14 protein-coding genes are annotated in these 13,353 nt (G+C 69.1%); 5 read left to right on the top strand and 9 right to left on the bottom strand.

Going from position 1 to position 13,353, the window contains the following annotated elements:
- Positions 1-92 precede the first annotated feature (92 nt).
- Positions 93-1,853, bottom strand: coding sequence for a cell cycle sensor histidine kinase DivJ (gene divJ / locus G3M62_RS06280; protein ID WP_165185584.1), 1,761 nt, complete (start codon positions 1,851-1,853; stop codon positions 93-95).
- Between the two features lie 187 nt (positions 1,854-2,040).
- On the opposite strand from divJ, the gene G3M62_RS06275 reads away from it, so the two are divergent.
- A complete protein-coding gene (locus G3M62_RS06275) occupies positions 2,041-2,904 on the top strand; it encodes a sensor histidine kinase (protein WP_165191211.1) in 864 nt (287 codons plus the stop codon).
- 40 nt (positions 2,905-2,944) lie between these two features.
- Entirely contained in the window at positions 2,945-3,367 is a 423-nt protein-coding gene (locus G3M62_RS06270; RefSeq protein ID WP_165185583.1) for a SufE family protein, read from the top strand.
- 149 nt (positions 3,368-3,516) lie between these two features.
- On the opposite strand, the gene G3M62_RS06265 is transcribed toward G3M62_RS06270, so the two are convergent.
- Positions 3,517-3,678: a hypothetical protein gene (locus G3M62_RS06265; RefSeq protein WP_165185581.1), complete on the bottom strand. Its 162-nt coding sequence runs from the start codon at positions 3,676-3,678 to the stop codon at positions 3,517-3,519.
- A gap of 79 nt (positions 3,679-3,757) precedes the next feature.
- Between G3M62_RS06265 and trhO the strand changes: the two genes are divergently transcribed.
- On the top strand, positions 3,758-4,693 hold the full coding sequence (trhO, locus tag G3M62_RS06260) for an oxygen-dependent tRNA uridine(34) hydroxylase TrhO (RefSeq protein ID WP_165185579.1): 936 nt from the start codon (positions 3,758-3,760) through the stop codon (positions 4,691-4,693).
- On the opposite strand, the gene G3M62_RS06255 is transcribed toward trhO, so the two are convergent.
- Positions 4,690-6,015: a DUF1963 domain-containing protein gene (locus G3M62_RS06255; protein WP_165185578.1), complete on the bottom strand. Its 1,326-nt coding sequence runs from the start codon at positions 6,013-6,015 to the stop codon at positions 4,690-4,692. The genes trhO and G3M62_RS06255 overlap by 4 nt on opposite strands.
- 124 nt (positions 6,016-6,139) lie before the next feature.
- On the opposite strand from G3M62_RS06255, the gene G3M62_RS06250 reads away from it, so the two are divergent.
- Positions 6,140-6,472 carry a hypothetical protein gene (locus G3M62_RS06250; protein WP_165185576.1) on the top strand — a complete coding sequence of 111 codons (333 nt, stop codon included), beginning with the start codon at positions 6,140-6,142 and terminating at the stop codon, positions 6,470-6,472.
- Between the two features lie 66 nt (positions 6,473-6,538).
- The gene (locus G3M62_RS06245) at positions 6,539-6,991 is read left to right on the top strand and encodes a PA2169 family four-helix-bundle protein (protein ID WP_165185575.1); all 453 of its coding nucleotides are present in this window, start codon (positions 6,539-6,541) and stop codon (positions 6,989-6,991) included.
- Between the two features lie 157 nt (positions 6,992-7,148).
- Here G3M62_RS06245 and G3M62_RS06240 read toward each other — a convergent pair whose 3' ends face one another.
- The 6 genes from G3M62_RS06240 to G3M62_RS06215 form a co-directional block, all read right to left on the bottom strand.
- On the bottom strand, positions 7,149-7,859 hold the full coding sequence (locus G3M62_RS06240; protein WP_165185573.1) for a DUF6456 domain-containing protein: 711 nt from the start codon (positions 7,857-7,859) through the stop codon (positions 7,149-7,151).
- Complete coding sequence (locus G3M62_RS06235) at positions 7,856-8,242, bottom strand: helix-turn-helix domain-containing protein (RefSeq protein ID WP_165185572.1); 387 nt, start codon at positions 8,240-8,242, stop codon at positions 7,856-7,858. Before G3M62_RS06235 ends, G3M62_RS06240 begins: the two co-directional genes overlap by 4 nt.
- A gap of 140 nt (positions 8,243-8,382) precedes the next feature.
- Positions 8,383-9,300 carry a sugar kinase gene (locus G3M62_RS06230; protein WP_165185570.1) on the bottom strand — a complete coding sequence of 306 codons (918 nt, stop codon included), beginning with the start codon at positions 9,298-9,300 and terminating at the stop codon, positions 8,383-8,385.
- Between the two features lie 239 nt (positions 9,301-9,539).
- Positions 9,540-11,297: a DUF885 domain-containing protein gene (locus tag G3M62_RS06225; RefSeq protein ID WP_165185568.1), complete on the bottom strand. Its 1,758-nt coding sequence runs from the start codon at positions 11,295-11,297 to the stop codon at positions 9,540-9,542.
- 62 nt (positions 11,298-11,359) lie between these two features.
- The gene (locus tag G3M62_RS06220) at positions 11,360-12,499 is read right to left on the bottom strand and encodes an acyltransferase family protein (RefSeq protein WP_165185566.1); all 1,140 of its coding nucleotides are present in this window, start codon (positions 12,497-12,499) and stop codon (positions 11,360-11,362) included.
- A 116-nt stretch (positions 12,500-12,615) separates the two neighbouring features.
- Positions 12,616-13,245, bottom strand: coding sequence for a hypothetical protein (locus tag G3M62_RS06215; protein WP_165185564.1), 630 nt, complete (start codon positions 13,243-13,245; stop codon positions 12,616-12,618).
- Positions 13,246-13,353: the final 108 nt, after the last annotated feature.

The raw sequence follows: 13,353 nt of genomic DNA, 5'->3' as shown, positions 1-13,353 counted from the left end.
GATCTTCGATCCAGGAACGCGGTCGCCGGCCGATCACTCCCCCCCTCCGTCGCCCTTTGGGCGACACCTCCCCCACAGGGGGAGGCTTTGGATCAGCGCGGCGGCGCGAACTTCACGACGTTCGGGCCAAGCTCCGGCTCTTCCGGCTCGACCTCGGACATCGGCTCCAGCAGCGGAGCCTCCATCATCGGACGCGACGCCTTCAGCAGCACCGGCATGCGCACCGAGACGCTGGTCCCCGCCCCCATCCGGCTTTCGATATGCATCTCGCCGCCATGCAGCTTGGCGAAGGCGCGGACCAGCGACAGGCCCAGGCCCGTGCCCTTGGCGCGCTGGTCGACGCCGCCGGCCTGCTCGTAGGGACGGCCCAGGCGCTCGAGGTCTTCGGGGCTGATGCCGACGCCGGTGTCGGCCACCACCAGTTCGAACTCGCCGTCGTGACCATCGGCCGTGACCGTCACCTGGCCGCCGCGCGGGGTGAACTTCAGGGCGTTGGACACCAGGTTCAGCACGATTTGCTTCAGCGCCCGACGGTCGGCGTCGACCTCGAGTTCGCCCGGCGGCAGCACGCCGCGAAGCTGCACCCCGGCCGCGTCGGCCTGGACGCGCAGCAGGCGCATGGCCGCCGTCACCGCCTCGCGGGCGTCGAACTCGCCGCGCTGCAACTCGAAGCGCTCGGCCTCGATCTTGGACATGTCGAGCACGTCGTTGATCAGGTCCAGCAGGTGGCGGCCGCTCTCGTGGATCAGCTCGGCGTATTCGCCATAGCGGTCGGTCAGGGGGCCGAACATGCGGGCGCGCATGATGTCGGAGAAGCCCATGATGGCGTTCAGCGGCGTGCGCAGCTCGTGGCTCATATTGGCCAGGAAGCGGGCGCGGCCGGCGGCCAGGCCCTCGGCCTCGGCGCGGGCCTGCTGTAGGGCGGTCTCACGGGCCCGCTCGATCGTGGCGTCGCGCATCACGCCCACCAGCAGGTCGGGCGAGACCTGGCGCAGGTCCAGGCACACGGTGCGGGTCGGATCCAGCAGCGGGGCGAAGGCGACGCTGGCCTCGCCGCTGTCCAGGGCGGCGGCCAGGGCGGCGCTGACCTTTTGACGGTCGCCAGCCACGGCGGCCGAGGCCAGGCCCTCGTTGACGAGGTTGACGGTCGCCACGCCGCGCGGCGCGGCCCCGCGCACGGTCTTGACCCGGCCGTTGCTGCCCACGACCAGCAGCAGTTGCGGCGCGCCGTCGACCAGGGTCTGCAGGGTGTTGAGTTCGCCGACGTTGCGGCTGTCGCGCTCGCCCGCCCAGCGGTGGGTCAGGATCAGGCCCGAGGCCAGGCCCACCCCGACGGTCGCCACCGACAGGAAACCCAGGATGAAGGCCAGCGGTCCGGTCGGCGCGGCCGGGGCCAGGCCCGACAGCTGGGTCAGGGCCGCCACGGCGCCGCCGATCAGGGACAGACTGGCGCCTTCGGCCAGGCGTCGCGGCGAGGACAGGGTCGAGGCGGCCGCCACGGGGGCCAGGATCCAGGCGCTCATCGCGCCCGAAACGCCGCCGGTCACCACCGCCGCGCCCGCGCCGCAGGTGGCCCACAACACTAGGATCAGGGATTGCAGGCGCTCGTCGCGCCGCTCGCCCACGGCCAGAGCCGCCAGGGCGGGGATCGCGCCGGCCGCCAGGGCCAGCCAGACGTGAAGCCCGACGACGCCGGGCGTGAAGGCCGCCGCGCCCGTCGCGAAGATGACGGTCGCAAGCCAGCCCAGCCGCCATAGATGCGCCGCGCCAAAAGCCCCCGTCGAGGCTTCCCTCGTCAGATGGCTCTGACCCGGCCGAGGGCCGGTCTGGAACGGGGCGCCGTCAATGGGCAAGGCCGCGAGAATCCCTTCCGGTGAATCTTCGTCCTCAAAGCTTAACGCGGCCCGGGGAGTCTCCCAAGGCCGCACAATCGGCGCGCGATCGTTAACGCCAGAGCTTCTTGTGGACGGAAACGGATTCGTAAGCGCCTTGGTTCATTCTGTCGCATCGAAGAGACGGACAGAAGGTCCGGGAGTGCTTATGCCGCCACCGGCGATCACCGACGCGTCGGGCCATGCCGAGACGCCGCGCGAAAGCGCCGGCGCCGACAGCGGCCTGATGTCGCAGACCACCGCCTTCCGGCGGGCGGCGGCGCGCGCGCGGCGAAAAGCGTCGCTGGACGACCAGAAACGCTCGTTCCTGCGCATGGTCAGCCATGAGCTGCGCACCCCGCTGAACGCCGTGATCGGCTTTTCCGAGATCCTGTCCTGCGAACTTTACGGCCCCTTGGGCGCGCCGCAGTACAAGGAATACGCCAGCCTGGTGCACGAAAGCGGCCTGAAGCTGTTGCGGCTGGTCAACCAGATCGTCGAGATCGCCCGGCTGGAAGGCCATGTCACCGACCTGGACCTGGGCGAAGAGAGCCTGGACGACGCCGTCGAGGACGTGATCCTGCAGTTACGGAGCGAAGCCGCCGCGCGCGGGGTCAGCATCGTCGCGCCCGAAGCCGGGACCCTGCCCAACCTGCGGGTCGACAGCCGGGGCCTGCGCACCATCCTGAGCAACCTGCTGCAGAACGCCCTGACCCATTCGCCGCAAGGCGGGCTGGTGGTGATCGAGGCCAAGTCCATCGGCGGCGGCCAGGTCGAGATCGAGATCCGCGACCATGGCGAAGGCGCCGATCCGGCCGACCTCAACCGCCTGATCCGCCCGTTCGAACAGGGCGGCCCGACCTTGACGCGGTCATCCGAGGGCGCGGGCCTGGGCCTGCCGATCGTCGACCTGCTGACCCGGGCCATGGACGGATCCTTGCGGCTGAAGTCCACGCCCGGCCATGGCTTCACCGCCATCGTCACCCTGCCGGACGCCACGACGCGCGTGTCGATGGCGCGCGCGCGACCCTAAGGGGCTTCCCCTTTCGGCTTGGCGGCACTAAGTCCGCGCCATGCAACGCTCCATAGACGCCGCCCTCGACGAACTGGCCGACGAGTTCGAACTCCTCGGCGACTGGGAAGAGCGCTATCGTTACGTGATCGAGCTGGGCAAGGAGCTGGCCCCGCTGACGCAGGCCGAGCATTCCGACGCCAACAAGGTGCGGGGCTGCGCCAGCCAGGTGTGGCTGGTGACCGAGCCCCAGCCCGACGGGACGATCGTGTTCCGAGGCGACAGCGACGCCCACATCGTCAGCGGACTGATCGCCATCCTGATGCGGCTTTATTCGGGCCGCCCCGCCAAGGACATCGCCGAGTTCGACGCCGCCGCCGCCATGGCGCGCCTGGGCCTATCGGAGGCGTTGTCGTCGCAGCGGTCGAACGGTCTGAAGGCGATGGTCGCGCGCATCCAGCGGGACGCCGGCGCGCTGGCCTAGCCCCTTAAAATCCGCTCATCCCGGCGAACGCCGGGACCCAGATGGAATAGCTTTGAAGCTGACGCCACAAGCGCTGAGCTCTTCCAATCAAACACACCGCTATGGGATCTGGGTCCCGGCGTTCGCCGGGATGAGCGGTGTACGTAGGCTCAGAAGAAGCCCGCCCGGGTTCCGATGAACCAGATCGCGATCACGATCAGCACCAGCTGGATCAGCCAGTTGACCGGCGAGGGAATGGGGCTGCGTTGGACCGCATAGAGCGCCAGGCCAAGCAGGATGAGGGCGACGAGGACGACGATCAGGATGCTCATGCCGGTGTAAGCGCCGCCATCCGCCAATAGTTCCAGCGCCGCTTGAGAAGCCGCGCTTCAGCGCCTATCAGCCCCAGTCATGACCTTCCGCGTCGCCGCCCTCTATCGCTTCACCACCTTCGCCGACCCGCTGACCATCATGCGGCCGCTGTCGAAGCTGTGCTGCGGCCTGGGCGTCAAGGGCACGCTGCTGCTGGCTCGCGAGGGGATCAACGGCACCATCGCCGGCCCGTCCGAGGCGATCGACCAGGTGCTGGACCACATCCGCGCCCTGCCCGGCTGCGACACGCTGGAACTGAAGTTCGCCGACGCCGCAGCCATGCCCTTCCACCGCATGAAAGTGCGGATCAAGCGCGAGATCGTCACCCTGGGGGCCGGCGACCTGGATCCGGTCAACAACGCCGGGACCTATGTCGACCCCGCCGACTGGAACGCCCTGATCGCCCGCGACGACGTGGTGGTGATCGACACCCGCAACGCCTACGAGGCCGCGATCGGCACGTTCGAGGGCGCGATCGATCCGAAGACCGCCAGCTTCAGCGACTTCCCCGCCTGGTTCCGCGCCTTCCGCGAGACCTGGGATCCATCCGCCCCGCCGCCCAAGGTGGCGATGTTCTGCACCGGCGGCATCCGCTGCGAGAAGTCGACGGCGTTCCTTAAGAGCGAGGGCGTCGAAGACGTCTTCCACCTGAAGGGCGGCATTCTGAACTATCTGGAGACCACGCCGGCCGAGCAAAGCCTGTGGCATGGCGAGTGCTTCGTGTTCGACGAGCGCGTGGCGGTCGGCCACGGCCTGACGCCGGGCACCCACGCCCTGTGCCGGGGCTGCCGCATGCCCGTCAGCCCCGAGGACCGCGCCTCGGAACACTATGTCGAGGGCGTCTCCTGCCCCGCCTGCCATGACGCCCGCGACGACGAGGCCAAGGCCCGCTACGCCGAACGCCACCGCCAGGCGACAAGGGCCAAGGAACTGGGCATCGCCCATGTCGGGGCGGTGATGGGGGATCAGGACTAGCTGAGCCCCAGCGTCGTGACGATCCGGTCAAAACGCTGCGCGGCCAAGTCCGAGCGCGTTATCCAGAGACGCATCATGGCCTGATCCAGCCACGGGAGACTGGCGTCGGCGGCGATCTGCAGCAGCAGAACGTTGTCGCGATTCCAGTGCGGCTCCTCGTTCGGCGACCTGCCATAACCGAGCATCTGATCGTAGTCCGACGTCCGGACGGCATGCTGTCTTGGTCGCCGACCGCTTTCCGGAAGCACGGCCATGGCCGCACCGCCGTGCGCCTGTATCATGTTCATCGCCAGGGGCGGGGTCTTGGCGATGAGGCGTTCCACGTCACTAAGTCTGGGCGCATGCGCGCCTTCCATCATTTCGGGCTTGAGAACCGCCGCGCGCGCGACGAAGGCCTCGATCCAGACCCTCAAGGCATGACGGTCGGCCGCGTCCAGAACCTCGTAGCGCCGCGCGGCCCATCGCGCCTGCTCGGTCCGGGCCTCGGCGACCAGGGCGTCGCGGATCGCCAGGCCCTCCGGCGTCCATTGTATCCGCCCATCCAGATAGCGAATGACCCGAGGCAGGGCGTCCAAGGTCGCGCCGACCGCCAGTTCGGCGAAGATTCCCGCCCGCGGCCAGGCTTCGGAATTCCACGTCGACCACAGCGCATACCATGCCGGATCCGAGGGCCCTGGCTCGGGCAACACCTGCCTCAACGCCGCGTCTCTCAGCGCGTCGGTCAGGGCGATCAAGGCGTCGTGTTCGTCGTCATCGTCCGCGTCGTAGTCGATCTCTTCGAAGCTGGCGTCGTAGGCCGTGACGGCCAGGAAGCGCACGGCCCGGTGGGTGTCGATGCGCGTCGCTGGATCGCCCGGCGACAGCCAGGCATAGGGCTTGCGCTGCTTCAGCGGCCCCAGATCGGACGGCGCGGGGCGTTCAGGCCAGGCGCCGCCAGCGCCCGGACGGAAAAGCACGCTCACCGCGTCAGGCTCCAGCCCGACATTGTCGTGATCGGCGAAGAACCAGAGCACGCCCTTGGCGGGGAGGCCCTCGGCCCACGCGACGGGCGGCAATTCGGAAAGATCAATCTGGGCGATGAATGACATCGGCTTGCCGGTCGCGGCGCGGATCGGCCAGGCCAGGTCCGGCGGCAAGCGCGGCAGGCCGCCAAAGGCGCTGCGCGACACATGATCCGAGCCCGGCCACTCGCGCAGCACCAGGATCGAGGGACGGGCTGTCCTGGCCGCCTTGGCGCGCAGCAGGTCCAGCCGCGCCTCGGGCGCGCCCCGCGCGGCGCGGCCAAGCTTGGCGAAACGCTCGAAAATGGACGGTCGCCGCATGTGATTTCCCGACTCACGCGCGCCGCAAGGCCCGCTGGATCACAACTGAAAGCGGTCAATCACCCATGGATCAACCCCGCCACCCCCGCGTTATCGAGGCTCCCACTTCTGACGGAGCCTCCCCATGGCCGCCTACGACGCCTCCTACGGCACGCCCGCCGCCGCTCGCCAGGGCCTGCTGTCCAGCCTGTCCGACAAGCTGTCGGGCCTGTTCCACAAGAGCTCTGAAAACACCTACGGGGCCGATCCCTACGCCCCCGCCCCGCCGGCCGACTACGCTCTGACGCCCGACGCCGAGGGCAAGGTCACCCTGGCCGGCTACAAGGTGCCGGTGGCCGTCGCTCTGTTGGGCGCGGGCGTGGCCGCCGCCTTGCTGATCAACCGCCGCACGCGCGGTCCGGCCATCGCCGCAGCCACCACCGCCTGGAGCTTCCTGGGTTCCAAGCTGGCCAAGTAAGGCCGCGCTTCGAACCTTTCGCCGACGCCCCGCGTTAGGCCGTTCCCCAACATCGGAGAGCCTCCCATGGCCCATACCAACGAAGACCACATCAAGCTCGTCAACAGCCTGGTCGAGACCACCATCGACAGCGCCGACGGCTATGCCGAAGCCGCCAAGGACGCCGACGGCGCCCGCTTCAAGACCCTGTTCACCCAGCGCGCCCAGGAGCGCCGCTCGGTGGCCTCGGACCTGCAGGGCGAAGTCCGCCGTCTGGGCGGCGAGCCCAAGGACGACGGCACCATCCTGGCCGCCGCCCACCGCGTGTTCGTGAACCTGAAGGACAGCCTGACCAAGGGCGACGACGCCGTGGTCAACGAGGTCGAAGCCGGCGAAGACCACATCAAGGCCAAGTTCGAAAAGGCCCTGCAGGACACCGACGTCGACGCCCAGACCCGCGCCGCGATCGAAAAGGCCTGGACCTCGGTCAAGTCCGGCCACGACCAGATGCGCGACATCAAGCAGTCGCTGAAGCACTAGGTCTCAGCCAGAGCTTCTCAGTTCTTGGCTCTTCCCTCCCCTTCATGGGGAGGGGGGACCAGCGAAGCTGGTGGGTGGGGTCTGCTGATTCAGCAAACCCCACCCGACCTCCTTCGGAGGCCACCCTCCCCGCAAGGGGGAGGGACGGTTCTAAAAATCAAACCATCCGGTAGTGTATCGCCAGCCGCTGCAGCGCCAACTTCAGCACTGTCTTCCCCGCGCGCCGGGGCAGGCCCAGTTCGCGCTCCGCCACCTGCAGCGCCGTCTCGGCCAGGCACACCCGTTCCAGGATCTCCCGCAGGCCCGGCCCCACCGCCGCCAGGGCCGCCGCGATCCGGTCCTTGGCCGCCCTGGCCCGCAGCGCCGGCTCCAGGCGAGGACCGCCACCCGCCGAACGGGGCTGGGCGTCCCAGTCCATGGTCAGGCGGCCCACCGACCCGGCCCGCTGGAAATCCTCGCGCAGGCGCTCGCCGGCCGCCGCCTCCACCGGCTCCAGCCCGCCGCGCCGGGCCAACCAGGCCAGGGGCGACTCGCCGAGATTGGCCTTGAGCACCACGTGCTGGCCGCTGCCCTCGATCACCACCCGCTCGCCCTCGATCATGCCCGGCCGTCCCGGCGGCAGGACCGGCGCAGACACCGGCTTGACCAGTCGCCAGCCGCCCTCGCGGCGCGGGGCCAGGGCCCCGTCGCGGGCCAGCACGCGGAAGGCCGCCTCGTCCACGGTCAGCATGGCCCGGCGGCGCGGACCGAAGCGGACCACATAGCCCAGTTCCTTGACCTCGATCAGCGCGCCCGGCCGGCGCAGCAGCCGCTCGGCGCGGGACGCCAGGTGCTCGGCCTCCAGCGCCCGTTCGAAGGCGCCGCTCATCGGTCCGGCCCCAGTTGGGTCAGCTCTGGAATGGCGTCGGGCGCCTGCTTGATGCAGGCCTCCAGCATGCTCATCCGGGCGTCGAAGTCGGCGTTCTCGCGCATGTCCTCGATGCGGTGGCAGGCGTGGCCGCAGGTGGTGCGATCGCGATTGAAGGCGAAGGCCACGCGGATCAGCGGCCAGTTGAAATTGACGTGCGCCAGGTAGATGGCGATCTGCCGGGCCCGCGCCGCCGCCTTGCCCGCCCGCTTGGTCGAGGCGATATCGGTTGGAGAGACCCCGGTCGCCAAGGCCACGGCATGGGTGATGAAGGCCGCCGTCAGTCTATCACGGCGCGGGTCGGGCGAGATCGCCCACAGATCCTCGAGAGCTTGAGCCAGCATCGGCTTCCCCCTGCGAACGGCGTCCCTGTGACGCCCTCGACCCGAATCCTAGGTCGATATTCCGGGGGTGAGGATAACTTTCCTATTACGCGCGTCTAGTAGGAATATAAACCTTTGATTGCGTTGAGGCCGACCGCTCTCTATCCCCGCGACCAAACGGGCATAGAGGCCGTCGGGATGATCGCGCCCTTGCAGCCGACTACGGCCGCGGCCAGCTGATGGCCGCGACTCACGGCGGTCTCGATCGGCAGTCCGGCCAGGCGCGAGGCCAGGTAGGCGGCGTTGAAACTGTCGCCGGCGCCGGTGGTGTCCAACGCCTTGACCCGGCTCGGCGCCGGGGTGGCGACGCGGCCTTCAGGGGTGTGGACGTTGACCGCGTGGCTCTCGTCGCGCGCCACCACCTCGGCGCCGGCCTTCGCCCATTCTGCGGCTAGGTCCTCGGCCTCGCGGCCATAGAGCGGCCGGCTGTCCTCGCTGCTTAGCGAGACGTAGCGGCACGAGGGCACGACACCATCCAGCGCCTCGCGCGCCGCTTCCGGCGACGCCCACAGCGCCGGGCGATAGTTGAAGTCCAGCGCCACGGCCACGCCCAGCGAATGGACATAGGCCAGGATGTCCTTCAGCCGCGCCCGCCCGATGTCGCCGATCACCGCCAGGGTCACGCCCGACAGATAGACCAGGTCGCTGGCCTTGGCGGCGGCGATCAGCTGGTCGGCGGTGTGCTGGGAGAACAGGTCGCGGATCGGGGCCCGCTCGCGCCAGTAGTGGAACTTCCGCTCGCCGTTCTCGTCCAGCACGATGGCGTAGAGGCCCGGCAAGCGGTTCTCGGCCTCGCGCACCAGGGCGGTGTCCAGCCCCTCGCGGCGCATGGCGGCCAGGGCGCCGTCGCTGAAGGGATCGCCCTTGCCCAGGGCCGTGCAGTAGGCGACAGCGTCGCCGAGGCGGGCCAGATAGACGGCGGTGTTGAAGGTGTCGCCAGCGAACCCCATCCGGTGCAGCCCCTCGCCCTCCGGCGACAGCTCGACCATGCATTCGCCCAGGACTGTGATCTTGGCCATGGCGTGAATGTCCCCCGGTGTCATTGGAGGCAGTGATAGGCGGTTTTGTCTTTTCAGACCATTGGGTAAGGCATGTCCGAAACCCAAGGCCCTCCCCCTATGGGGGAGGCGATCGCGAAGCGATCGGTGGGGGGAGTTTTAGGACCTAGGATCCGGGTTGTGGCCAACATCCGATCACCCCCCTCCGTCGGCTTCGCCGACACCTCCCCCACAGGGGGAGGGCCTAAATGGGAGCCGCCCTACCCCTTTTTCTTCTCCGCGATCCAGGCGTCGATCTTCGCCTCCAGAACCGCCAGCGGCAGCGAGCCGTTCAGCAGCACCGCGTCGTGGAAGCCGCGCTCGTCGAACCGATCTCCCAGGGCCGTCTCGGCGCGATGGCGCAGTTCCAGGATCTTCAGCTCGCCCACCTTGTAGGCCAGGGCCTGGCCCGGCCAGGAGATGTAGCGCGCCACCTCGACGTCGATATTGGTCGGCGACAGGGCGGTGTTCTCGATGAAGCAGGCCTTGGCCTGGTCCAGCGTCCAGTGCTTGGCGTGGATCCCGGTGTCGGCCACCAGCCGGCAGGCGCGCCACATCTCGTAGGACAGCCGGCCGAACAGCTCATAGGGGTCGCGATAGATCCCCATTTCCTCGCCCAGCCACTCCGAATACAGGCCCCAGCCCTCGCCATAGGCGTTGAAATAGATGGTCTTGCGGAAGTCCGGGACGCCGGTCTGCTCCTGGGCCAGGGCGGTCTGGATGTGGTGACCCGGCGCGCCCTCGTGCAGCACCAGGGCCGGCAACTCGTACAGCGGTCGCTGGTCCAGGGCCGAGGTGTTGATCATCAGCCCGCCGGCCCGGCCGGTCTTGGGATCGCCGCCGAAATAGCGGCCGGTGGTGTAGCCCTGCTCGATGCTGGCCGGCACCGGCCGCACGCCGTAGGTCAGGCGCGGCAGGACGCCGAAGTGGGCCGGTAGTTGGTCGTCGGACCGCTTGGCGATCTCGCTGGCCTTCTCCAACAACTGCTGGCGGCTGGTGGCGTAGAAGCGCGGATCCTTGCGCAGGAAGGCGATGAAGGCCGGCAGGTCGCCTTGGAAGCCGGCCTGCTTCATCACGACCTGCATCCGCGCCCGGATGCGCGCCACCTCCGACTGTCCCAGGGCGTGGACCTGGTCGGCGGTCATGGTCGTGGTCGTGTGGCGGCGCACCAGGAAGGCGTAGTAGCGCGCGCCGTCCGGCAGGTCGGAGACCGCCAGGCTCTTGGCGGCGTGCGGAACATATTCGGTCTCCATGAAGGTCACGAAGCCGGCGCGGGCCGGCGCGACCTTGTCGGTCACCACCTTGGTTCCCTCGGCCAACAGAGCGGCGCGGCGCTCTGCGGGAATGCCGGCGGGCAGGTCGCGCAGCGGGGCCAGCAGCGGATCCTCGGCCAAGGGCGTGGCGGCGGCGCGGCGGGCGCGGTCCAGCACGGCCTGGGCGGTGGGCGCGGCCTGAACGAAGCCGGTCGCCACCCCGCGCCGGGCGCCCGCGATATTGGCCGCGTACCAGTCGGGGGTCTGGGCCAGCAGGGCGATCCACTGCCGCGCCTCGGCCTCGGACTTCAGGTGCATGCCGTTGGCGCGGTACAGCAGGATGACGTCGAAGCCGCCGTCGGTGCTGAACGGCATGCGGGCCTCGTCGAACGACAGGCCCTCCAGCCGCTCGTCCAGGCTCCATTTCAGGATGGCGTGGGTCAGGCGCTGGTCGGGCGTCAGGGCCGCCAGGTCGACGCTGTCCAGCGATTGGAGGGCCGAGGTCAGCAGGGCCTTGCGATCGGCGTCGGCCTTGGGCCCCACCGGCGGGAACTTGAAGCGCGAGGCGTCGTCGGCCCCGCCCTCCCCGTCGTCCTCGCCCGCGCCGGCCGCCTCGTAGGCCTTGACCGCCTGGGCCAAGTGGTCGGCGGCGCTGGGCGCGGCGGCCATGGCGGCGCTATTCAGGGCCAGAACCAGGGCCAGGCCCAGAAGGACGCGTTTGGACATCGGAAGCTCCCCGCAAGCCTCTCAGCTTAGAGCAGGAATCGCGAAGAGGCCCAACTCGCGGTCTAGGATGCGCCGGCCTCGGCGGCGGCTCCGATCTTCGCGCGCCGCGCATCGCTCCACCGCCAGGAGCGGCCATAGCGGGTCAGCGGCTCTTCGATCAGCTTGGTCATGCCCCAGCCCACCAGGACGCAGACCGGCAGGGCCGCCAGCGACACCCCCCACTGGGCGGGCGTCTCGAGCGCCGGGCGCTGGCCGAGGATCAGGCCATGCATCAGACCCAGGACGGGAATGTGGGTGAGATAGATGCAGTAGCCGTTGTCGCCCAGGAACCGCAGCACCGGCGACTTGAAGCGCCGAGCCTCCGGCGCGTCGCGCACCAGCGCCAGCAGGAACGACGCGCAGCCCACCGCCATGGCCAGGGGCATCAGGGCGTCCGTGACCACGCTGTCCACGGCCTTCAGGCCCAGTATGGCGACCAGGGCCAGGATCGGCGTCAGGCGCAGCGCGAAATCGAACCGGGGCCAGTCCACCTTCCACGACGTCATCGCCACCGCCGCCAGCATGCCCAGGCACAGCAGGTCGGCCCGGCTGGGCAGCAGCACCAGGGCCGCCATGGGATTGTGCGGATAGAGCAGGTGGATCGTCAGCCGGACCAGAACGGCCATCGCCGCCGTCCCCGCCAGCAGCCAGGGCAGCAGCCGGCGCGGCGCCAGCACGATGACCAGCGGGGCCAGCAGGTAGAAGTGCTCCTCCAACGCCAGGGTCCAGGTCGGCGCCAGCCAGTGCGCGCCGATCGAGCCGCTGGAGATCATGAAGAAGGGCTGGCTGAAGCTCAGATAGGCCCACAGTGGGAAGGCGTCGCGCGCGCCGCTCCAGGCCGGATCACAGACCGCCATCAGGCCGCTGACGATCACGATGGTCACGACGTAGGCCGGAATGATCCTCAGGGTCCGCCGGATGTAGAAGACGCTGAAGAAATTGGCGTGGCGGCTCTTCTCCAGGATCAGCCTGCCGACGAGGTAGCCGCTGAGGACGAAGAACATGTCCACGCCCACCCAGCCGAACATCAGGGCGTTCACGCCGCCGGGCAGCTCCGCGAAATAGTGGGAAATCACGACGAAGGCGGTCATCAGGCCCCGCAGCCCGTCCAGGGCGACGACGCGCTCGGCGCCGCCGGCGTTGGGATCCACGATCTGGGACATTCGGGCGCCTGAAGCTGATCAAACCTTTGGTTGAACAGTCTCAGGCGGGACTTAACGCGACCTAAACGTCAGATTGCGCGCCCTGTAAAACTAACCGAAGATGGCGCACCGATCTTCTAGAACGTCGTGCGGCAGCCCTGCTTGGCGTGCACGCCGCGCAGGAAGCCGCGGCGGGCGTAGCCGGCGTCGAGGGCGGCGTTCAGGCGGCGGTCGGCCGGGGCCGCGCCGGTGAGCTCGCGCACCAGGCCCCGGAACGGGATGATGGTGTTGACCACGGTCTTGCCGCCCGCTTCGGCCAGCTTGCCCATGCGGTTTTCCTTGACCTCGTTGCCGACCACATAGTCCGGACCCAGCACCGCGTTCAGGTTCGAGACCTCGGCGGCCAGCTGCTTGCAGGTCTTCAGGCCCTTGAGGCTGTAGGGGTCTTGTCGCGCCTTGATCAGGATCGGCGGGATCTCGCGCTTGGCGATGCCCACGTCGCGCACCGGCTGGGTGCCGATCTCCACCGACTTCTTGCGCACCTCCTCGCTCCAGCTTTCGTCCGGATGATCTTTGTCCGGGGTCGTGGACGAGTTCGGCGGAGTGACGGTCTTGGCGGGCTTGGTCGTCGAAGACTCTTGCTTGGCTTGGGGCTTGGCCTGGGACTTGGCTTGAGCCTGGACCTGGGCCGCGCTCGCCAGGGTCAGCACCGCCGCGATCGCCGCCAGACGGCCGACGCGCGTGCGTCCGAGATCATATCGAGTCATGGTCCAGCATTCCCAGCCTCACCCGCCCCGCGCAGGGTGATCACCGATCAGGAACGGCGGCCTGCGCGACGGGTTCCATAGGCCTAACAGGAGCCCACCGGATGCGTC

The organism is Caulobacter soli (genome assembly GCF_011045195.1).
Taxonomy (GTDB): domain Bacteria; phylum Pseudomonadota; class Alphaproteobacteria; order Caulobacterales; family Caulobacteraceae; genus Caulobacter; species Caulobacter soli.
Note: the sequence above shows the minus strand (reverse complement) of the source record. Positions and strands in the feature narration are given on the sequence as shown.